The sequence below is a fragment of the Rosistilla ulvae genome, from assembly GCF_007741475.1.
In the GTDB taxonomy this organism is placed as follows: Bacteria; Planctomycetota; Planctomycetia; order Pirellulales; family Pirellulaceae; genus Rosistilla; species Rosistilla ulvae.
Map to the genome: position 1 here is coordinate 3049976 of NZ_CP036261.1, position 22986 is coordinate 3072961.

A 22986-nucleotide genomic window follows, 5' to 3' on the forward strand; every position below is an offset into this window, starting at 1 on the left:
AGTGGTTGTGCGTAGGTGTTCAACCGCGTTAGGCGTTCGATATATCGAGTGCCACCGCACGGCAGGGAATCAGGGACGGAATGGCTAGCTTTCGTCGCGACGCGGTTTTCCCGCCGACGCGCGAATCACCGATTCACCCGAACGCGATGGCAAGCGTGGAAAGCTGAGTTCGGGAAATTCACCCTCCAACGCTTCCATGAATGCCGTCAGGTCGGCGACCTCCGATTCGCTTAGCTCGACGTCCAGCTGCGTAGCCGCCATCAATCGGCATGCTTCGGACAAGGAGCTCACGCGACCATTGTGAAAATAGGGAGCCGTAAGCGTGATGTTCCGCAGCGTCGGCGTCTTGTAGTGATGATCATCTGCGGGATCGCCCGACGCGTTGGAACGCCCAAGGTCGGCGATCAAGTCGTATTTTGTGACGTAATCCGATTCGGGAATTCGCGGAAAGTGAGCGAACTCCGCTTCCCCATCGGGCTGCCAGCCATTCAGCGCGGGCCCGGAATGACACTCGGTGCAACCGGTCGATTCGAACAACTGCATGCCGCGGATTTGAGCCGGACTCATCGCATCCTTGTCACCGGCGAGATAGCGGTCCAGGGGCGAATTGGGCGTGATCAGAACCCGTTCGAATGCAGCGATCGCGTCGACGGCGTTTTCGATCGTGACCTCGCTATCCTTGCCATAGACACTTTGGAATTCGCGGATGTATCCAGGGATGTCTTCGATGCGACGGATCACTTGGTCGTGAGCGAGCATGCCCATTTCGACGTCGGCGACCATTGGGCCTTTGGCTTGTTCTTCGAGCGTCGCGGCGCGACCGTCCCAAAACTGGGAGGCTTGAAAAGCAGAGTTCCAGACGGTCGGTGCGTTGCGTGGCCCCGTCAGTCCGTCGACGCCCATCGAGGTTGCCCGGCCATCGTCGCCACCTTCCATCACGTTGTGGCATGTATTGCACGAGACCGTTCCCGTGGATGACAAGCGAGGATCAAAGAAGAGCTTCTTTCCCAGTTCGATCTTCTCTTGGGTGTCTCCCGGCAAGGAAGCGGTCTTTGGCAGCGAAGCAAAATCCTGGGCGTGGATGTTGGTGATTCCCAGAATCAAGATCGCAAGTGCGAGTGGTTCGATGAGTGCTCTTGTCGTGAAGGTCATGGTTGGTAGATCCAGTGGAATGCGAAAGTCTTCGCAGGTGGGAGGGATTGGGGAAGGGAGACGATCAGGCGCGGCCACGCAGCATACCGTGCCAGTAAAGTGCGGGGAGACCGAACTTCTTCAAAAGGAACATGCTGAAGCGTTCCTTCGCCTGTACAAACGGAAAGGTTTCCGCCGGTTGCCCGCTGTAATCGAATTCGGCTAAGACCAAGCTGTCGTAACCTGTCACCACGGGGCAGGATGTGTAACCATCATAGCTTGCAGTCAGCGGCTCTTGTTTGATCAGGGAGAGTAAATTGCTGACCAACACAGGAGCTTGTTTGCGCACCGCTGCGCCGGTTTTGGAAGTCGGCAAACTCGAAGCATCTCCGATCCCGAAGACGTTGCGAAACCGCGTATGTTGCAGCGTGTGTTTGTCGACATCGACCCAGCCTGCTTCGTCAGCCAATTCACTGTTGGCGACAAAATCGGGGGCACTCATCGGGGGCGTGACGTGAATCATGTCATATTCGATGACCATCTCTTCGTCGGTGTCCATGTGCCGATAGACTGCTTCTTTGGATTCAGATCGGATCTCGACAAGGTTATGGCGAAACCGAGGTTCAACGCCTTTTCGCGCCGCTACTTTTTCGAGCACCTCGCGATACTGATCCACCGCAAACAGGCGAGGCCCCGCAGTGGTGAAGATGACTTCGATGTCGTCGCGAACCCCATTGCGCCGGAAATAATCCTCCGCCAAATAGCATATCTTCTGTGGCGCCCCACCGCACTTGACCGCACCGGCAGGCTGCGTGAACAACGCCACGCCCTGTTTCATGTTGCGAATCGATTCCCAAGTGCTGGCCACCGTGTCGATCGAATAGTTGCTGCACACACCCTCCTTGCCGACAGCCTGTTTCAAGCCTTTGACCTTGTCCCAATTGAGCTGAATGCCGGGGGCAACGATCAAGTAGTCGTAGCTGATCGTTTCGCCATCGCGAGTCGCCAGCTGATTGGATTGCGGCGTGAACGAATCGACAAAGCTCTTGATCCAGGTAACACCGTAAGGGATCAGATCGGCCTCGTCGCGTCCCGATTCCTCGGGCTTAAACATGCCCCCGCCGACCAAAGTCCACAGCGGCTGGTAATAATGCTTCTGTGACGGCTCGATAACCGCGATGTCAAGCGACGGATTGGCGTTTCGCAGTCGCGCGGCAACCGTGATTCCAGCCGTTCCGCCACCGACGATAACGATTTGATGATGACTCATAAAACTTGGCCTCAATGGTTAGAAGGAGTGGGAGGACATCGATCGCTTGCCGGTTGCTGGTCCAGCACACCGCCAAAGCATTTCGCGAATTGCAATCCAAACGAAAGTGCACGTTGCGTGTTGGGATCGCGAATCGCCCCCAACAGCCCCAAGAAGCCAACGCGTTTCGGGACCGGATGCTCACACGTACCGCGATGACAACTCGAAAGTGCGGATCCAGCCATCCCCACCGTCGAAACCGAGTGCTCGCTAAGAACATCGGACCTCAGCAAATAACCGATCCGATCGAGTTCCTCTTTGCGGATCTGCCCACCCAAGTACAACGCAGCGTGCAGGCCTTGTCGGACACTTTGTTCCAAGTCGATGCCTTCGGCTTTCACCTGCGTTGCCCATTCGTCGAAGACATCGACCGCGGTTGCGATCAGGTTCGGCATTTCATCCAACAACGCACTCCCTTCGGCGAGCTTCGGCAAGCGAGCCACCAGTCGCTCGAGCGCCTCCAGATTCGCCGGCTCAGTAATCTGAAGCATCAGTTGCATCAACCGCGTTCCACGCTGTTCGATGTCGATCCCCGCCTGCGACGCATTGCGACTGACCGCATCGAAAACGTCCACCGCGATCGCCAGCAAATTCGGCAACTCGCCCGCGGCGGTTAGCGCCTGATCGAGCGTCTCGGCATGATCTAGCAAACGATGCAGGACTTCCGCCGTATGCTGATCGTTCAACCGATCGGCTAAAGAAGGTCTTTGAACTGTCGTTTCCATGAATGGTCTTTCCGTTAGGTCCCCAAGCGTAAGTAGTCGACGAGGATCGACGACAATGAAAACAGGACGCAACTCAATCGCGAGCTGCGTTTCCCGGCGTTCAGGTGCTCATCGCGGGTTGCGGTTTGACGCTCGGCAATCCCGCAGCTTTCCAGGCGTTGTAACCACCGGTGAGATTGACCACGTCCTTGAAACCAGCGGCTTGTAGAACGCTGACACCGATCGCCGATCGGGCTCCGCTGCGACATTGCACAACCAGTTTTTGGTCGCGTGGCAGTTCGGCAAGCGTGGCGGGCAAACGACCAAGGAAGCGATGCTCCGCCGCGGCGATGTGGCCTTCGTTCCACTCTTCGTCGGAACGCACATCGATCAGCTTTACAGCGCTCGCTTCGATCTCAGCAGCCAGGTCGGCGGGACTGCATGTCGCGTACGATTCGCTCGCCAAACTTTGCGACCGGACTTCATTGCTATCGAAACCGCCACGGATTTCTTCGACGCCGATCTTGTGCAAGACGCGGGCAGCTTCTTCCAATTGCTGTGGTTCGCAGATCAGGTAGGTTGGTTTGTCGTAGTCGACCAACCATCCGGCCCACGCCGCCAGCATTCCCACCGGGATGTTAATCGTTCCGGGGAGATGCGATTTGGCGTATTCCGCCGAAGGCGACAGATCGATGACTGTGCCCGCTTGAACCGCATCGGAGAGACCGGCGATCGGCAACATCCTGTGATGATGTCCGGCGCCGAGAACCCGAGGTCCTTCTTTGTTCACCCGCTTCATCACGGCAAAATACTTTGGCGCTTCGGGTTGGTCGGCCAAGATATAGCGGACGAAAGCGTCTTCGTCGTCGAACTGCAGCGCCGGATTGAACAGCTTTTCATATCCGACAGTCGACGAGGGAATCGCACCGAGCCCTTTGCCACAAGCACTTCCGGCACCATGAGCAGGCCAAACCTGCAAATATTCGGGAAGCGATTTGAAACGCTCCGCGGACTTATATAGATCGCGAGCCCCGGGTTCGGCGGTCCCGGTCAGTCCCGCCGCTTCCTCTAATAGGTCGGGGCGTCCGATCGATCCGACGAAAACAAAGTCGCCGGTAAAGATGCCCATCGGCTTGTCCGCGCCACCCCCTTCGTCGGTCAACAGGAACGAGATGCTCTCGGGCGTGTGGCCCGGCGTGTGCAAAACGTCCATCCGGAGATTACCGATCATAAAATGGTCGCCATCGTGCAACAGGACACTTTTGTAACCGTCCAGATATAGATACTTCCAATCGGCGGTCCCTTCGTCGCTGACGTAGAGCGTCGCATCGACGCGATCGGCCAACTCGCGAGCTCCCGAAACGTAGTCGGCGTGGATGTGCGTCTCGGCCACTCCGACCAGCTTGAGTCCCTCTTTTTCCGCCATCGCGATATAGGGTTCGATATCGCGACCTGGATCGACAACCACTGCGACCTTTGCCCGTTGACAGCCGACCAGATAAGAAGCGTGAGCAAGTTTTTCATCGTAGAAATATTTGAGTAACATGATTGGGTTCTCCTTGCTAGAAACTGAGTTTGTTACAACACCACCGATTTGAAAATCACAAACACCGCGACCAACACGACCGCGATCGAAAACGTTTTTTGCAGCGTCGGCCCCTTCAATCGCTTCGCAACGATCCCGCCGATCCACATCCCTACAAACCCGCCCGCCATGAATTGCAACGTCGTTGCCAACGACAGTTCGTTTCCATTCGCAATGTGCGACGCAACGCCGCTGATGCTGACCAACACGATCACAAACAGCGAAGTACCGACGGCTTGATGGATCGCCATTCCGCTGAAGATGACAAGGGCCGGGACGATCACAAACCCGCCACCGACACCAAACATCCCCGACAACACGCCTGTCATCAGCCCGACGCCAACCAACAGTCGTGCACAGCGCGACGTTAACCGCAGTTTCCCGTCGGCATCGCGTTGGCAAGCGCTGCGATCGGGACCCGGTTCGTCTTCCGTCGGACAAACACCGCTGGGAAGCGAAGGATTGCCAGCCTTGGACCACATCCGTTGAGCAACGACAAACATCAACAAAGCAAACATCACCAACAACACGTTGGCGGGAACCAGCGTGGAGAGATACGATCCGATCGGCGCCCCCAACATCCCGGCGACTGCAAACAGTAGACCCGTTCTCAGTTCCACTTCGCCCCGGACCAATCGTGGGATCGCACCAAACAGAGCGGTTCCGCCAACGGCGGCGAGCGAAATTCCGACCGCCTCGCGAGGGCTGAAGGCGAGGCCATAAACCAACAGCGGAACGGCGAAGATTCCCCCGCCGCCGCCGGTCAGCCCCAAGGCAAATCCGACGATGGTGCCAAACAGAATCGCTAGACCCAACATGATCGTGCTCCTTCCGGCAAAACCCCTCTTGTCGAAGCCGAATCCGACACCCGGCAACCGTTACCACCGACCAGCGGTTGCTGCCGGCAGCATTCACAGTCATTTGATGGTTTGCACATGGCGGGTCTCTTTCTATTGCGAAGGCAAAGATTCGACAGCTCCTACAACGCAACAGTCGTTAGGTCACGATTCGGCGATATATTGAGCGTAAAAAAAGGACTCCTGATAACTCATTGCAAAAAGCGGAGTGAAACGCTTCGGTTCCCGCCAGCATCCCTCACCCCGGGGCTGGCTGTGTCTGACCGCTTCGGCTCTTTTGAGATCGCTTGCGTAGCCATCAGAACTCCTTAGCAGACACATTCAATATATCGCTACGTCACGACATGTCAATGCAATTGTTCTTCCGATTTACGACGTTTTTTTTCCGTCACGCAAACACTTGCTTGGCGGCTTCGAGAGTGGCAGTGAAGCGATAGCACGCGATGCCCCAGTGCGTCGCCACCACCAGCCTCCACCGAGCGGAGAGAATCATCGACAGCGAGACGCTAGTGGTTTGTCAAACCTTGATATATAGGACGGATGGTCGTGGACGAGGTCACGAGTCCCCATAGTCTGTGGCGTGAAAGGATTCGTGGCCTCGTCCACTACCGCAAATGTTTTGTGTTGACGCTGCACTAGCTGTTTGCGAACGCGACGATTTGTTGGACGTTCAGCGCGCCCGACTGTCGCGCGACGGGGGCACCTGACTTGAACAAAATCATCGTGGGGATTCCCGTGATGTCGAACTGACCTGCGGTCGTCGGCGCCTGTTCGGTGTTCAGCTTGGCAAGCAGGATGTTCGGCGAAAGCTGTGCAGCGGCTTCTGCAAACGCTGGCGCCATCATCCGGCAGGGACCACACCAGGGAGCCCAGAAGTCAACGAGTACCGGCACGTCGGTTTTGGCGATGAACTTGGCGAAGGAGCTTTCGGTCAGATCGATCGGTTGCGATGGCAACAACGGCTGTTTGCAACGGCCACAGATGGGACTGTCGGCCAACTTCGAATCGGGTACTCGGTTCACTGCCGCACATGCGGCGCATACTAAATTCATGACTCAGATTCCTATCGAACCAATTGGGTAGCGGGAAAGAGCAAATTGCGTTCGGCAGACTGTCCCGGCGGATACAACTTTGATACAAGACGTCCCGTCGCGAACGACGATCAGCCAGCCACGACGAGGGCTTATCGTCTGCAGCGTGCGTTCTGCTAAACTGTCGCTCGCCCAACCAAGACATCAAAGCTCTACTCGACCGAAGGCACACAAGACATGGATATTATCGACGTCCCTCAATTGGTTCGCAATGCGGACCGGTTCCGTGAAGTCGTCGCCGTCATGGCCAAACATGGATTGGCCGATTGGCTTTCCAACGCGCCGCTCCCTTGGCTCGATCGATTGCGCCGCAATTCGCCCGACCAAGACGATGCGGACCTGAGCACCGAAGAACGGATCCGTCTCGCGTTGACCGAACTGGGTACCACGTATATCAAACTGGGACAGGTGCTCAGCACCCGCCCGGATCTGGTCGGCCAGACGCTCGCCGATGAACTGGCCCAGCTGCGAGCGAACACGCCCGCCGACGCTCCGGCCGCGGTGATCGAGGCGATTCAATCGGAGCTGGGTGGAAGCGTCGAGGAACTGTTTGCCGAATTTGACACCACCGCGATGGCATCGGCTTCGGTTGGCCAAGTCCATCGAGCGACAACGCACGATGGCGAAGCGGTCGTGGTGAAGGTGCAACATCCGGGCATCGAACGCCGGATCGTCAACGACTTGGAAATCATGCTCAAGCTTGCGGAACTAGGCGAGCAACAATCGGCGCGGCTGCGGCAATATCGTCCCGTTCAAACGACGCGGGAGTTCCAGAAAACGCTCTTGCAAGAACTCGACTTCGGTCGCGAGATGCGGAACATGGAAACCTTCCGCCGAAACTTCGCGAAGAATACCGAGGTGCGGTTCGCCAAACCGTATCCCGAACTCAGCTCGCGGCGTGTGCTGACGATGGAACACTTCGATGGGATCAGCGTATCGGAAAAGGACCAGCTAGACCAATCGGGGCTCGACCTCCCCGTGATCGCCCGCCGGGGAGCGAATCTGTTTGTCGAGATGATCTTTCGCGATGGGTTCTACCATGCCGATCCCCACCCGGGAAACCTGATCGTGCTGACTCCCGACGACGCAACCCAAGGCGGAACCGACGCGGCCCTGGCGGTGCTCGATTGCGGCATGGTCGGCAGGATCGACGAAAACTTGCGAGACGCTCTGGAAACGGCGCTTATCGCCGCCGTCGGTCAGGACTCTGCCAAACTCACCCAAGTCGTTGCGCGTATGGGCGAAGTTCCACGCGACTTCGACGAAGCTGCGATGCAAGGTGCGATCCAGGAATTGATCGATGACTACGCCCATCAATCGCTAAGCGAGTTCGACCTCAGCGGTTGCCTGCACCAAGTCATCGAGATCATCCGCGAACATCAGATCTACCTGCCCGCCAAGGTTGCGATGCTGTTGAAGGTCCTCGTGATGCTCGAAGGCACGTCGCAACAACTGAGCCCCGATTTCAGCCTGGCCGAAATCATCAAGCCCTACGGCCGGCAAGCGATGCTCCACCGCTTCTCCGCCAAGAACCTCTATGGGCGGCTGAAATCGAACGCCGAAAACTGGCAAAACCTTGTCGAAATCCTCCCCAAAGATGCCGCTGAAATCTTGGACAACTTCAAGCGTGGCAAGTTCGACGTGCATCTGCAACATCGCCGCTTGGAACCGATCGTCAACCGGCTGGTGATGGGGCTCCTGACCGCCGCGTTGTTTGTCGGATCTGCGTCGATGTGCAGCAGCGAGGTTCCGCCCACGATTCGTGGCTTTTCGATCCCAGGATTTTTCGGCTGCGCGATCGCGATCGCGATGGGGACCGGGATCTGGCGCGACGTCCGCCGATCGTCGCGATATTCGAGCGACGATTAACATCCCAGCGGACACCGCCAAGCGACTGCGCCGATTGCGGAGACGCTTCGGCCTGGCCGTCCTGCTGGCTCGATTGCACATCGACCTGCTGGAACCGCTGTTATTGCGCGGATGCCGCAGCGCCGATCAGCATGACAACTATCCCGAACACGCCGAACAAAAATGGCCTCCAGGCGATATCGAATCGCTTGAACAGAAAAACGGTCGGCATGAAGGGGACGAAGAAGACCAACAGCGCGTTGGGAAGCGCCATCTCGGCCAGGATCTGCATGGAAAACCATACCCGCCCCGCAAAGATCATCAGCCACCCCAGCGGCATCAGCGCAGGTGGTGAAAGGAAACCAACGATGAAGACCCCAACAAGCGCGATCCCAAAAAACAACAGAGGATGACTGGTTTGTTTTTCTGGCGTGTCGGTCTCCGCCTCGATGTGAGGAGACTGACGCAGGACGCTCAGCGGAGGAACAGCGACCTCGTTGCCACAAGTGCACGGCCTTCGAGAACCCGCGTCACTTGAACGCACAATCAGCAAGTTTCCGCATTCGCACTTAACGGAATAGTTCATGAATATCTTTGGGCTCAACGGAGAATGGCCGCACCGATCGGATCGCGGCGTTGGAACTGCTATTTCAAAACGATGACGACGGCAACGACTTTGCTTCGTGTCGATAGACGCAGCCTACCGCCCCAAGCTATCGCATGCAGGCGGATACCGGACGCCGCTAGGACGGCGGTCACTCTGGTGGAATGCTACCATCGCTTCGGGGGTGTGGCAATCAGCCGGATGATCGAGCGCTCCCTAACCTGTCGCATCGTCGTTCCGACGCGACAGGTTGATTCGTAACGCGGTGACAAATGGATGCCACCGCGTTGCACGGTCAGGCTACGTCTGTGGGTGACGTTTCGCCCAGCTCCATTTGTGCAGCTCCATGATCGGCAGGATGGTCAACGCCAGCAACAACAACACGCCCCACTGATGCAGCGGCAGCGGTTCGGCGCCGAGCAGCGATTGCCCCAAGCTGGTGTGCATGGCGATGAAGTGGATTCCGAACGCAGCGAGCGTTCCGCCCAGCAGGATCGGGCTTCGCAGTGGCGATAGCGAGAACGCCGACTTGGTTTCCGAGCGGCAGTTGCCGATGTGAACGTTCTCGAACAAAACCAACAGCAACAACAATGCGTTGCGAGCCGAAGCGGCTTGCGCCTCGGTGGCGCCTTCGGGCAGGAACCATCGGAACGTCAAGAACCCGATCCCGCCGATGACTAGCGCGGCGACGACGGTTCGTTCGATCATCAATTGATCGAAGATGCGTTCCGACGGCGAGCGAGGCTTGCGTTTCAGCACGCCCCCTTCGTTCGGCTCAAACGCCAACGCAACGTCTTGAATTCCATTGGTGACCAGATTCAGCCACAGGATCTGCACGGGCAGCAGCGGCAGGTAGGGAGTGCCGGTGGCGATGGCCAACGTCATCAGCACCAACTCGGCCGCACCGGTGGAGATCAACAGGTAGATCACTTTGCGAATGTTGTCGTAGGCGACGCGGCCCTGTTCGACACCGCTGACGATCGTGGCAAAGTTGTCGTCGCTGATGACAAGTTCGCCCGCTTCCCGAGCCACATCGGTGCCGCTCTTGCCCATCGCAACGCCGATATTGGAAACTCGAAGCGCCGGCGCGTCGTTGACTCCGTCGCCCGTCACGGCGACGAAGTGCCCAGCACTGCGAGCCGCTTCGACAATGTCCAGCTTCTGCCGCGGGGCGACGCGAGCAAAGACGCGCACGCGGCGGACCGCCTCGGCAATCTCCTCCTGCGATTTCCCCAACAGTTCGTCACCGGTCATGACCTGCGACTCGTCTTCGGCAAGCCCCAGTTGCCGCGCGATCGCCAGCGCGGTGACGCGATGGTCGCCGGTGATCATCGAAACCGAGACGCCCGCATCGGCGCAATCCTTCACCGCTTCCTTCACCCCCGGACGCAGTGGATCGATCATACCGACGAAGCCAAGAAAGCGCAGATTGGTCGGCTTTGCAGGAATCGATTCCGGCCTGATCGGTTCCTCGACGTGACCGTCGGCCAACGCAAGCACTCGATAGCCTTGTTCGGCCATGTGCGTCGCGGTTTGCTCCAACTGCTGACGGTCAAAATTCGCGTGGCTCGCTTCGCTGCACATCTCCAGCACGCGTTCGGGTCCACCTTTGACGAAGACCGACACACCGTCGTCGACGCGATTGTAGACCGCCGCGAATTGATGTTCCGACTCAAATGGAATCTGGTTCACCTGCGGGTGCGCATCGAGCGTACGCTCTCGGTCGCACCCCACTTTGTGCCCCAGCGAGAGAAATGCGACATCGACAGCATCGCCCCGCCAGTTCCACGTTCCATCGTGCGGATGCAGATCCGCTTCGTTGCAAAGGACTCCCGCGCGGGCTAGCTCGACAAGCGTCGTGCCGCTCTCTTGGCTCGCCGGCTTGCCGTCCTGCAAGACTTCGCCCGAAGGAATAAAGCCTTCGCCAGTCACCTGAAAGACCGCTCCGTCGGGAGCGTGGATTTCGCGAATCGTCATCTCATTACAAGTCAACGTTCCGGTCTTGTCGGTCGCGATCAGAGTGCAGCTGCCCAGTCCTTCAACGGCTGTCAAACGCCGCACGATCAAACCATGTTTGGCCATCCGCGTCGTGGCAACCGCCAGAGCGACCGTCATGGCGACGGGCAAGCCTTCGGGAATCGCCGCCACCGCCAACGCCACGGCGAACGTAAACATCTCGCCCACCGAATAGCCGCCCAACACAACGCCCATCGTTCCGATCGCGGCGGAGGCGACCAACATGATGATCGCAATCGCACGCGTGAACCGCTCCATCCGCTCCACCAGCGGCGGGCTGCCACCGGTGTCGCTCAGCACGTCGAGCGCCAGTTGGCCGACGCTGGTCGCACTGCCGGTGGCGACGACCAAGCCCTTGCCGCGACCTCGCGTCACGATCGATCCGGCGTAGGTCATGTTCAAGCGATCGGCAATCGGCGTCGCTTCGGGACCCTCCCAATTTGCATCCTTCGTCACCGGCAACGATTCGCCAGTCAACAACGATTCATCCGCTTCCAAGCCGTGAGCCGAGATCAAACGGATATCGGCGGGAATCCGGTTTCCCGATTCCAGCCAAACGACGTCGCCGGGGACGACACCTTCGGCATCGATCTCGGTCACTTCGCCATCGCGCTGCACCGTGGCGTGAATCTGCAACAACTTTTTCAAGGCGTGGCTGCTCTGTTCCGCCTTCCATTCCTGGTAGGAGCCGATGATCGCATTGAGCACCAGCACGCCCATGATGAATGCGGCATCTTTGACATCTCCCATCGCAACCGAAACGATCGCCGCGAGCGCGAGGATGTAGATCAGCGGACTGCGGAACTGACGCAGCACGATCGCCCACAGCGGAGTCGGCGGCTTTTGTGGCAGATGGTTAGGGCCGTATCTTTCCAGTCGCTGTTCCGCTTCGGCTCGGCTGAGCCCACGTTGCGTCGCATCCAATAGTTGCGACGCAGAGTCCGCATCGAGGCTGTGCCATGCAGCCATCGTTTGATCGTTGTTCATCTTGCTTTTAGCCTACGTTTGTCGTCCGTGATCTCTGCTGTCAATATTTGCAAATCGATACGCCTGCAAGAATGCCAAGCGTGTCCAGGGCGGCATGTCTCTTGCCTATGAAATGAAAGTCCGGTGGAGCGAGCGCAAATCCCGCCGGGGATCAGCTGCCGGTTTGGTTGTCGTCATCCGCCGCCGATTCGGGCGAAATGAAGGCATCGGGTTTGATCGTCAACAACGAACACTTCGCCAACTCGAGAACACGTTCAGCCGTGTTGCCGATCAGCGCTCCGGCGATTCCCGATCTCGCCATCGTTCCCAAGACGATCATCTCCACGTTCTCTTCATCTGCAAACTTGGCGACGGAGTCTCCCGCTTCGATTTTGCCTTCGATCAAATGGACGCGGCGATCCCGATGGCTCAATCCGAACGGTTCGAGCACCTCATCGACCTCTTTCGCGATATCCGCCTCGGAGCTTTTGCGGAAGTTGGCGAGATCGTTCGCAGAGAAGGTCGACTTTAACAGCGTCGGAGTAAACAGCACCCATGCATGCACGACGTGCATTTCCTTCTGCTGCAATTCCGCGAGCGACTTCGTGAGGTCCAGGACTTCGCGCGTCATCTTGTAGTGCGCCGAATTGTTCCGCGCGGGATCGATGGCGGCGACGATCCGCCCCGATGACGCTGCGTAGTTCGGGTGAATAAGCGCCAAGGCACAAGGACTGTTCCGCATCAGACGGCTGCCGGTGGTGCCGTAGAAGGCGGAACTGCGGCTGTTTGTTCCTCGCGTCACACGAACCAGCAGATCGTGGTCGGCGTGGAAGACCTCGTCGCAGAGCGCTCGCGACGTCTTGCCTCGCAGAACTTTTGTCGTGACGTCCAGTCCCTGTTTGCGAATCGGTTCGGCGAGCTCTTCGAGCTTCTGCTGCTTGTCGTCGAGCATCAACTGCTGATGAGCTTCCGAATGCGGGACGACGTTCCGTGCGATCCAGGAAAGATCGGGCAGCACATCGACAAGCGTCAACCGCGCCTTGCTGGGCACGGCGACCGAGAGCGCCCAGTCCAATGCGGGATGTGTGGTGCTGCGCGTGTCGAGAGCAATGAGAATGTTCCGAAATCGTTTCATGAAGTGCGGCCTGCGTTTGGAGCGTCGAGAACGGATGTGCGGCGAATCTGCTTTACGTTAAGCAACCGTTGTGCCAATAGAAATTTTTGGCGGTGCTAAGTGGATGGGGGGCGGGATCTGACAAGCACGTCGCCTACTGTGCGTCCTTGTCACACACTGCGCGCCTCATTGGGGATTGTCTGGCGATTCCAGAGGGCCCCGCGGGCTGGTGTTCATGGGCGGATTCATCGAGATTTCCCAACTCCGCCTTATTGCAACCTCTGGCTAGCGATACGCCTGCGTTGCGGCAAGTTGTGGAAGATTCGGGGGGGATTTCTTCGCGATATCACAGCGATTGAGGGCCTTTGCTGAGCTCAATCGCTCGCGCGATGAACGAGATCCCTTGTTGCCCTCTCACCGCGGTCCAATGGGGCGCACTTTGGGGCTCCGCTAGCCGGAGCATCGAGCTGGGATTCGGTCGTTGCCAGAAGGTGGGAGAGGCATTCCCGATCGAGCAATCCGCGGCTGGGGATTCCGAATCGCAGGATGCGTCTGCCAGGGGTCAGACGGCGGAAAGGACGCGTTGGATCGCTGCCTGAAGGTCGCTGCTGCGGATCGGTTTGACGAGGAATTCGTCGACGCATCCCCAACTATCGTTTTTGGGTTTGTCTTTCGAGGAGACGACGATAACGGGGACACGCTGCGTCTTGCGGATCTCGGCGACTGCTTCGAGTCCGCACAATTCGGACATCATGATGTCGGTGATCACGAGATCCGGTTCTTCGCGCTGACACAAATCGACAAGCTCTCGACCGTTGGCTGCGATCCCGACGACTTCATGCCCGAAGCGTGGCAGGATTCGCCGGAAATAGTCGCGAATTTCCGGCTCGTCGTCGGCGACGACGATTCGCAGAACTTTGGTCATGGATCTGTTCCTTCCAGGGGCAGCATAATTCTGAATTCAGCACCTCCCCCTTCGTCGCAGTTTCCCGCTGCAATCGTACCGGAGTGGGCGTCGATGATTCTCTTAGCAATTGCCATGCCCAAACCCGTCCCCTTCGATTTCGTCGTGAAAAACGCTTCGAAAGCTCGACTTTTCTGCTCCTCCGAAAGACCGGGACCGTTATCGCGGACCGAAACGCACACTCCGGGCGCGCCATTGAACACCCCGGACGAACATTCGATATGAATCCGAACCGGATCGCTTCCCGCCGCAAGCGCATTCTCGTAAAGGTTCCGGAACACCTGCTCCATCCGAAACGCGTCGATGTCGCAGACCGGATCGATCCCTTGCGGCTGCTCGATAAGCTCTGCGTCGCGGTGGGCATGCGCCGAATCGATCTGTGTCCACGCGCTCCGCCAGACGCTGCTGAGTTTGCGCGGCGATCGTTCCAGGTGGATCGGTGCCGCGTAATTGCGTAGCTCTTCCAGCAGATGATGCAGCGCGTCTTTTGCGTTGGCGATCTTTTGCAGATCTCGACTCGCTTCCGTACCCTCGACAATCTCGAACTCAAGCATTTCGACTCCAACTTGGATTCGTTGCAGCGCGTTGCGACTCTCGTGCGCAATCGCTGTATGCATCTGCCCAATCGTTGCCAACCGTTCGGATTGGACCAGTTGCTCGCGGGCGATTTGCAATTCTGTCATGTCGGTGATCAGTCCCTCCAGCGCCAGCAGATTGCCCTCTGCATCCCAGACGCCGCGGCCGTGATCCCACATCCAACGCGGCTGACCATCGCGATGGCGAATCCGATACACCACTTGATACGGTTGTTTCTTCGCAAGAGCCGATTGGATCTGATCCCACAATGCTTCCCTGTCTTCGGGCACGATCAGATCGAACCACTCGGGGCTGCCCGCCATGATGTCTTCCGCAGGATAGCCGCTCAAGTTTCGGCAACCATCGCTGATGAACTCGGTCGGCCAGTCTTTATCGTTGAGACAACGATAGGCGGCTCCGGGAAGGTTGCTGACCAAAGTCGCCAGCTGACGTTGGCTCTCTTGCAGCGCCGCCTCGGTCTGCTTGCGCTGCGTCACATCGCGAGCGATGATCGAGTAACCGATCGTCGCTGCTTCGGGACTGCGGATCGCCGAGATCGTCAACGACACGTCGATCCGCCGGCCATCTTTCGCCACACGGACGGTCTCGAACTGGTCGATCTGCTCCCCACGCTGCAGGCGCCCCTGCAGTTCCTGGAACTCGTCACGTCGGTCTTCGGGGATCAGAATCGAGATCGGCTGACCGACCGCCTCGTCCGCCGAATATCCGTAGATCTGCTCGGCACCTCGGTTCCACGTTTCGATCGTGTTGTCCAAGCTATTGCTGATCACGGCGGCGTCGGTCGATTCGACAATCGCCACCATCCGCCGCTGCGCTAAATCGACTTGCACCCGCTCGATGGCCAGTCCCGCCAGATTCGCGCAGTGCGTGGCGAACGTCAGGTCACTCTCCTCTGGAACGCAAGGCTCGTGGCAATACATCGCAAACGCCCCAAGAACATCTCCAGTCGACGAAACGATCGGTTCGGACCAACATGCGCGTAGATTAGCCCGAGCTGCCAAGTCGCGGTAATCGTCCCACAGCTGGCTTTTCTGTATATCGTCGACAATGACGCGTTGCCCCGTGAAGGCGGCAGCCCCGCATGCGCCGGCCGATGCCCCCATCGCAACCCCGTCGATTGCCTTGGAATAGGATTCGTCGAGCCCGACGGTCGCGCCATGCCGCAGCGTGCCACTCTCGCGATCCAACAACATCACGCAGCCGAGGGTTCCCGGGCGTGTCCGTTCGGCAAACGTGACGAGAGTTGTCAGAACCTTTTCCAAGGAATCGCCTCGCGCCAGACATTCGAGCACCTCGGTGTGACCACGCAGCTCTGATTCCAACCGCTTGCGATCGGAGATGTCGCGAACGATCCCCGAAAAAATCCGCTGCCCCGCGATCTGCAGTTCACTAACTGCAAGCTCCATCGGAAACGTCGAACCGTCCTTCCGGCGACCGATCACTTCACGCCCGATCCCGATGATCTTCCTCTCGCCCGTCGCGAGGTAGTTTCCGACGTAGCGATCGTGTTGCGAGTGATACGGTTCGGGCATCAACTCTTTAACGTTGCGACCGATCGCCTCCGCGGCGGCGTACCCAAACAACCGCACCGCAGCCGGATTGAACGACTGGATCGTCCCTCGCTGGTCGATCGTGATGATCGCGTCGACAGCCGATTCGACCACCGCCTTGGTCAACGCTTCGGAACCCTCCTGCGAGACATGCGTCGCGTCGATGTCGGTGCTGATTCCAAACCAATGGGTGACCTCGTTGTTTTCGTCGAACATCGGCTCGGCGCGGACCAGATGCCAACAGTAGCTTCCATCGGCCATTCGATAGCGGGTCTGAAACTCATAGCTTTTTGGATTGCGAACCATCCTCCCCCAGTCGTTGACGACGCGATCACGGTCCTCGGGATGAATCACGTCCGACCACCCCCAACCGATCGCTTCATCCGGAGACTGTCCGGTGCGCTCATGCCACTTTCGGTTGAAGAAATCAGCCTCGCCATCGGGACGGCAGGTCCAGACAAGCGAAGGTAAAGGATCGGCCAGTTGTTGAAAGTGTTGATTCATTGCTACAGCTCTCTCGCTCGATGCATCGAAGTCTCATTCCGCAACGCCAACTCCCTCCCAGGTCATGACGGGAAGCCGCTACGGTCAAACGGGATGCCTGGTGCACGACCGGCTCGATTCGAATCGGAATATTCTAACGCGATTCGACATCTTAACCATGACGAAGGATACGTCTGAACACTGGTTTGGGGGGCGGGAACAGGCAGAGTCCTCACACGAAACGGAACCGCCAGCAAGGCAAATCCTTGTTTCAAATTGAGCGATCCAATGGCACACCCTAGCGTACGGTTCCTCCGGAAAATCGGACGCCTGCGCATGCCGGGGAATTGGGCAAAGCAAAAAAAGTTTCAGCCCTGGATCCGCCAGTTCGCACGATCGGCCATTCGCGATAGACTACCGAAATGACAGAAGACACCTTTGATATATTGTTCGTCGAGGACGATCCGGAGTTCAGCTCAGGCTACGTTCGATGGTTCGATAAACACGGACACAGCGTCGAACACGCGACCACTGGGCAGGAAGCGGTCCGCCGATGCGATCAGCGTGAATTCGACATCATCGTGCTCGATTGGAATCTGCCGGGACTGAGCGGGCTGGAACTCGTGCAGCGGATGTGCGAAGAAAATCCCGATACCGAGATCATCGTGCTGACCGGCGAGGGGACGATCGAAAAGGCTGTCGAATCGATGCGCCGCGGCGTCTTCGATTTTCTGTCCAAACCGTTTTCGATGAGTGGTCTCGAACGACGCTGCAAAGCGGCACTCGAACGCAGACGGCTGAAAATGGAAAACGCCCGATTGCGCGAAGTCATCGACCGCGGACGGACGCCCGATCGCAAGATGATCGGGGAATCGAAACCGATGAAGACGCTTTACCGGTTGATCGATCGCGTGGCTCCCACCGACAAAGCCGTTCTGATCCAAGGCGAAAGCGGAACGGGAAAAGAACTTGTCGCACAAGCGATTCACGCCGGCAGTCCTCGCGCACAACGCCCCCTCGTCACGATCAACTGTGCGGCGCTGCCGGAACAGTTGGTCGAGAGCGAACTGTTTGGACACGAGAAGGGAGCGTTCACCGGAGCGACTGCCGCAAAGCCGGGGCTATTTGAAATCGCCGACGAGAGCACGCTGTTCATCGATGAGATCGGGGAACTGCCGCTCTCGCTGCAGCCCAAGTTGCTGCGCGTGCTCGAAGATGGTTCGCTGCGCCGCGTCGGATCGCATAAGCAGCGCCGCGTTAACGTCCGCATCGTCGCGGCAACCAACCGCGACTTGCAACAAGAGGTGGCGGAGCATCGATTCCGCGAAGATCTGTTCTACCGCATCAATGTGATGCCGCTGAATCTACCGCCGCTGCGGCAGCGGACCGGCGACATTGAATTGCTGATCGATCATTTCCTTGGCAACGATTGGGAGATCGAAGCCGATGCCCGCGCCGCGTTGCTCAACTGCCAATGGCCCGGCAACATCCGCCAACTGATCAATACGATCGACCGCGCCCAGATCCTCGCCGACGACGGCGTCATCACGATCGAAGACCTTCCGGCCGAAATGACGTCCCGGAAAAAGAGCGTGGTTTCCGAAAAGGCCCCCGCAGACAGTTCGATCTACGCGGTGATGCGGGCCCATCTGATCGACGTGCTCCGGCGCGAGCAAGGCAATAAAACCCAAGCCGCGCAGGCCCTCGGCGTCGACCGCCGCAAGCTGTATCGGATGCTGCTGCAATACGACATCGGCGAATAGCTCTCGCCTGGGTGCCACTGGCTTTGCCAGTGTTTTTTTATCGAAGTCCCAAGGTTGGCATCACCGAGCCAAGTTGCCAAGGTGTTCGATCTCCAACGAAACGTCCCGCAAATCGAAGCTCAGCAGTACCCTGGTGGCACTGGCTTTGCCGGTGCTGTTTTAATCGAAGCCCAACGTGGGCATCACCGAACCAAGTTGCCAATGTCGTGGCTCTTCAACGTCGTGTTCTGGGGCCAAGGACACTGGTCGGTCGTCGGAGATTTTCTGGGTTGGAAACCGTTTCGATGATCAACGTTTTGGGACTTCGGCTCGACGCACGGGCAAAGCCCGTGGCACACCGGGTGGTGGGTGGCACTGGCTTTGCCGGTGCCGTTTTAATCGAAGTCCCAACGTGGGCCTCAACGAACCAAGTTTCCAACGTGTTCGATCTCCAACGAAACGTCCTGCAAATCGAAGCTCAGCAGTACCCTGGGTGGCACTGGCTTTGCCGGTGCTGTTTTAATCGAAGCCCAACGTGGGCATCACCGAACCAAGTTTCCAAGGTGTTCGATCTCCAACGAAACGTCCTGTAAATCGAAGCTCAGCAGAACCCAGGGTGGCACTGGCTTTGCCGGTGCCGTTTTAATCGAAGCCCAACGTGGGCATCACCGAACCAAGTTTCCAACGTGTTCGATCTCCAACGAAACGTCCTGCAAATCGAAGCTCAGCAGAACCCTGGGTGGCACTGGCTTTGCCAGTGCTGTTTTAATCAAAGTTCTAAGTTTGGCATCACCAAACCAATGATCCAACGTCGTCAATCTTCAACGATCGGTCCTTGGTTCGAAGAGGATTGGTTCGGTCGCCGAAAAGGGCTGTTGAATTTGGATGCCGTTTTGATGATCAACGTTTTGGGACTTCGGGGCACAGCACGGGCAAAGCCCGTGGCACCCTGACCCTGGGTGCCACTGGCTCTGCCAGTGCTGATTTAATCGAAGTCCCAAGGTTGGCATCACCAAACCAAGTATCCAACGTCATCAATCTCGATCGATAGGTCCTTGGTTCGAAGAGGATTGGTTCGGTCGCCGAAAAGGGCTGTTGAATTTGGATGCCGTTTTGATGATCAACGTTTTGTGACTTCGGGGCACAGCACGGGCAAAGCCCGTGGCACCCTGGCCCTGGGTGGCACTGGCTTTTCCAGTGCTTTTTCTATCGAAGTCCTAAGGTTGGCATCACCCCGCCAAGTTGCCAAAGTCGTGGCTCTGCAACGTCGTGTTCTGTGTCCAACGACACTGGTCGGTCGTCGGAGATTTTCTGGGTTGGAAACCGTTTCAATGATCAACGTTTCGGGACTTCGGGGCACAGCACGGGCAAAGCCCGTGGCACCATGATCGCTTCAAAATTGATGGTTCGATTGACTTGCCGAATGTCAGTGAAGAGACTGGTCTCTTTAAAGGTCGCCTCCGGGCGTGGCTCGCCCCCCTTCACCAGTTTGGTAAACAAATGTCTGCGGAACATTTGCAACGGAAGTCCTTCGTGACACGTATCGCCCGCCAACAAACCCGACGTGTTTGTGCGGCGTTTTTCCTGCGAACATTTTCGATTTTCGCACTCGCAGTGACCCTCGTGGCATTGCAGTCGATGACGCCCGCCGCGGCGGAAGACGATGCGGCGGCAAAGCCCAACATCGTCGTGATCCTTGTCGACGACATGGGCTACGGCGATCCAGGCTGCTTCAATCCGGAGTCGAAGATTACGACACCTCATATCGATTCGCTAGCCCGCGACGGGATGCGGTTCACGGACGCCCATGCGCCGGGACCGTTGTGCCACATGTCCCGCTATGGCCTGATGACCGGGCGTTATCCGTTTCGCACCGACGTCAGCCGCTGGCCGACACAACCGTTGATCGCACCAGGCCAGATGACGATCGCTTCGCTGGCTAAATCCCAGGGCTACCAAACAGCGATGGTTGGCAAGTGGCATCTCGGTTTCAAAGAGAACGGGTACGACCAACCGCTGCCCGGTGGTCCCGTCGACTGCGGCTTCGACAGCTTCTTTGGAATCCGCGCTTCGACCGATATCCCTCCCTATTTCTACATCCGTGGCAACGAAGCCGTTCAACCGCCGAGCGACCGGATCGAAGCGAACAGCAGCGAAGGCTGGTCGCCGATTCAAGGTGAGTTCTGGCGTGCTGGCGGCATCGCTCCCAATCTGCAATTGAAAGACGTCCTGCCGCGGTTTACCGAAGAAGCGACGTCGATCATCAAGCGACACGCAGAGAACAAGAAGGACGCGCAGCCCTTGATGCTCTATCTCGCCTATCCCGCTCCCCACACGCCATGGCTCCCTTCCGAAGCCTTTGCCGGCAAGAGTGGAGCGGGGATGTACGGCGATTTCCTGATGATGGTCGACGATCAAATCGGCCGCGTTCTCGACGCGTTGCGGGCTGCGGAAATGGAAGACGATACGCTGGTTGTCTTCACTTCGGACAACGGGCCGGTCTGGTACGACGCCGATACCGAGCGGTTCGATCACGATTCCACAGGCGGCCTGAAAGGAATGAAGGGGGACGCATGGGAAGCTGGCCACCGGATGCCGTTTATCGCCCGATGGCCGAACCGCGTTGCAGCGGGAAGTACGAGCGAACAACTTGTCTGCTTTACCGATCTGTTGGCGACGATGGCTGATCTTTTTGAGGTTCCGCTGCCGGACGACGCGGCTCCCGACAGCTACAGCTTCCTCCCGGCTTTGACCGGCAAAGCCGCCGGCGAAACCGAACTGCGAGATGAGTTTGTGATGCAACCTGGCGCCCGGTCGATGATGACGATCCGTCAGGGCAACTGGAAACTGATCACCGCGCTCGGTTCGGGCGGCTTCAGCAAACCGTCGCGGATTTCATCGGGCGCTGGAGACCCCGCGGGCCAGTTGTACGACCTTGGGAAAGATCTCGGCGAATCGAATAACCTCTACGCGGCAAAACCAGAAATTGTCACTCGTTTGACGGCGCAACTCAAACAAATTGTTGAATCCGGACGCAGCCGACCGCTGGCGGCCAGCAAAGATGTCGCGCGCGTCGATCCCGGTTCGCTCGATGGCAAAGTGATGTGCGGCTACCAAGGTTGGTTCAGCTGTGACGGCGACGGTAACGAAATGGGCTGGACTCATTGGGCCCGCAATCCACGCAAACCGTTTGCTCCCGGAAACGTAACGGTCGACCTCTGGCCCGACCTCAGCGAATTCAGCCCCGAGGAAAAGTATGCCACCGGTTTTCGGCATGCCGACGGCCGCGTGGCGGAAGTCTACAGCAGCACAAACCGGCAGACGGTACTGCGTCATTTCCAGTGGATGCAGGAGTATGGAATCGACGGCGTCTTTGCACAGCGGTTTGCCAACGGTCTAAAAAATGAAACACTCAAGCGGCAGAAGGATGCCGTGCTTGAGAACGTTCGCGCCGGAGCGGATCGATATGGCCGCACGTTTGCGGTGATGTACGATCTGAGCGGTCTGCGAGCTGGCGAAGTCGCCAACGTCTGGGACGACTGGCGTTCGCTTCGGGAAGAACAAAAAATCACAACAAGCCCCGGCTACCAGCACCACGAAGGAAAGCCGGTCGTGGCAGTTTGGGGCGTCGGTTTCAACGACGATCGCAAATACTCGCTGGCCGAGTGCCATGAATTAGTCCGTCGATTGAAAGCCGATGGATGCACGGTGATGCTGGGCGTTCCCTCTTGGTGGCGTGAAGGAACGCGCGACGCAGTCGATGATCCGGCATTGCTCGAGGTTTTGAATCTGGCCGATGTACTGAGTCCCTGGACGATCGGCCGGTATCGAACACCGAAAGAAGCGTCGCGCCACGCGGCTCAAGTTTGGCAGCCCGATCAGAAATGGTGCGCTGATCGTGAGATCGATTTCCTGCCCGTCGTTTATCCAGGTTTCAGCTGGCACAACCTGAAGGGAGCGCCGCTCGACGCGATCCCACGCCTCAAGGGCGAGTTCTTGTGGTCGCAAATTGCGGCGGCGAAACGGATAGGCAGCCGGATGATCTACGTGGCGATGTTTGATGAAGTCGACGAGGGGACGGCGATCTTTAAGTGCACCAACGATCCACCGGTCGGCGAAGGTGTCGAGTTTCTGACGTACGATGGATTGCCCAGCGATCATTATCTGAAACTGGTCGGCCACGCCGCGAAAGTGCTCCGCGGCGAAGCTCCAGCGACCGACACACTGCCGACGCTACCAAGTCGCTCCGTTTCTCGAACGCCCGACCTTTATTACGACGACACGCGCGATCCGGCCCGATAAATTGTCCGTCGCAAGCGGTTGGCCATCGCGTCAGCGCGAACCGAAGCCCCGGGCGTCGTTGATACACCAATTCGCCAGCTGATAGAATCAACGCCGCCGATCAATCCAACCGAAAACGCTATT

The 22986-nt window shown here is 58.0% G+C and carries 15 protein-coding genes; 3 read left to right on the forward strand and 12 right to left on the reverse strand.

Annotation, left to right across the window (positions count from 1 at the left end; genetic code table 11):
* Nucleotides 1-84: 84 nt before the first annotated feature.
* The 6 genes from EC9_RS10810 to trxC all read right to left on the reverse strand — a co-directional run bounded on the left by EC9_RS10810 (nucleotide 85) and on the right by trxC (nucleotide 6638).
* Complete coding sequence (locus EC9_RS10810) at nucleotides 85-1152, reverse strand: cytochrome-c peroxidase (protein WP_145344959.1); 1068 nt, start codon at nucleotides 1150-1152, stop codon at nucleotides 85-87.
* Nucleotides 1153-1216: 64 nt separating this feature from the next.
* A complete protein-coding gene (locus EC9_RS10815; RefSeq protein ID WP_145344962.1) occupies nucleotides 1217-2401 on the reverse strand; it encodes an NAD(P)/FAD-dependent oxidoreductase in 1185 nt (394 codons plus the stop codon).
* Nucleotides 2402-2412: 11 nt separating this feature from the next.
* Nucleotides 2413-3165, reverse strand: a complete 753-nt coding sequence (locus tag EC9_RS10820) for a DUF1641 domain-containing protein (protein WP_145344965.1) — start codon at nucleotides 3163-3165, stop codon at nucleotides 2413-2415.
* A 100-nt stretch (nucleotides 3166-3265) separates the two neighbouring features.
* A complete protein-coding gene (locus EC9_RS10825) occupies nucleotides 3266-4690 on the reverse strand; it encodes an MBL fold metallo-hydrolase (protein ID WP_145344968.1) in 1425 nt (474 codons plus the stop codon).
* 32 nt (nucleotides 4691-4722) lie between these two features.
* Nucleotides 4723-5547 (reverse strand): sulfite exporter TauE/SafE family protein, encoded by an 825-nt coding sequence (locus EC9_RS10830; protein ID WP_145344971.1) that lies wholly within the window; start codon nucleotides 5545-5547, stop codon nucleotides 4723-4725.
* A gap of 674 nt (nucleotides 5548-6221) precedes the next feature.
* Nucleotides 6222-6638: a thioredoxin TrxC gene (gene trxC / locus EC9_RS10835; RefSeq protein WP_145344974.1), complete on the reverse strand. Its 417-nt coding sequence runs from the start codon at nucleotides 6636-6638 to the stop codon at nucleotides 6222-6224.
* 216 nt (nucleotides 6639-6854) lie between these two features.
* On the opposite strand from trxC, the gene EC9_RS10840 reads away from it, so the two are divergent.
* Entirely contained in the window at nucleotides 6855-8546 is a 1692-nt protein-coding gene (locus EC9_RS10840) for an ABC1 kinase family protein (protein ID WP_145344977.1), read from the forward strand.
* 100 nt (nucleotides 8547-8646) lie between these two features.
* Here EC9_RS10840 and EC9_RS10845 read toward each other — a convergent pair whose 3' ends face one another.
* The 5 genes from EC9_RS10845 to EC9_RS10865 form a co-directional block, all read right to left on the reverse strand.
* Nucleotides 8647-9111, reverse strand: a complete 465-nt coding sequence (locus tag EC9_RS10845) for a hypothetical protein (protein ID WP_145344979.1) — start codon at nucleotides 9109-9111, stop codon at nucleotides 8647-8649.
* Between the two features lie 318 nt (nucleotides 9112-9429).
* Complete coding sequence (locus EC9_RS10850) at nucleotides 9430-12132, reverse strand: cation-translocating P-type ATPase (protein WP_145344982.1); 2703 nt, start codon at nucleotides 12130-12132, stop codon at nucleotides 9430-9432.
* Between the two features lie 151 nt (nucleotides 12133-12283).
* Entirely contained in the window at nucleotides 12284-13246 is a 963-nt protein-coding gene (locus EC9_RS10855; protein ID WP_145344985.1) for a universal stress protein, read from the reverse strand.
* Between the two features lie 541 nt (nucleotides 13247-13787).
* Nucleotides 13788-14150, reverse strand: coding sequence for a response regulator (locus tag EC9_RS10860; protein ID WP_145344988.1), 363 nt, complete (start codon nucleotides 14148-14150; stop codon nucleotides 13788-13790).
* On the reverse strand, nucleotides 14147-16840 hold the full coding sequence (locus EC9_RS10865; RefSeq protein ID WP_145344991.1) for a PAS domain S-box protein: 2694 nt from the start codon (nucleotides 16838-16840) through the stop codon (nucleotides 14147-14149). Before EC9_RS10865 ends, EC9_RS10860 begins: the two co-directional genes overlap by 4 nt.
* Before the next feature lie 401 nt (nucleotides 16841-17241).
* Between EC9_RS10865 and EC9_RS10870 the strand changes: the two genes are divergently transcribed.
* Complete coding sequence (locus EC9_RS10870) at nucleotides 17242-18582, forward strand: sigma-54-dependent transcriptional regulator (protein WP_145344994.1); 1341 nt, start codon at nucleotides 17242-17244, stop codon at nucleotides 18580-18582.
* A 1314-nt stretch (nucleotides 18583-19896) separates the two neighbouring features.
* Here EC9_RS10870 and EC9_RS26460 read toward each other — a convergent pair.
* A complete protein-coding gene (locus EC9_RS26460; RefSeq protein ID WP_218934724.1) occupies nucleotides 19897-20076 on the reverse strand; it encodes a hypothetical protein in 180 nt (59 codons plus the stop codon).
* Between the two features lie 108 nt (nucleotides 20077-20184).
* On the opposite strand from EC9_RS26460, the gene EC9_RS26945 reads away from it, so the two are divergent.
* On the forward strand, nucleotides 20185-22863 hold the full coding sequence (locus EC9_RS26945) for a sulfatase-like hydrolase/transferase (protein ID WP_246106068.1): 2679 nt from the start codon (nucleotides 20185-20187) through the stop codon (nucleotides 22861-22863).
* Nucleotides 22864-22986 lie beyond the last annotated feature (123 nt).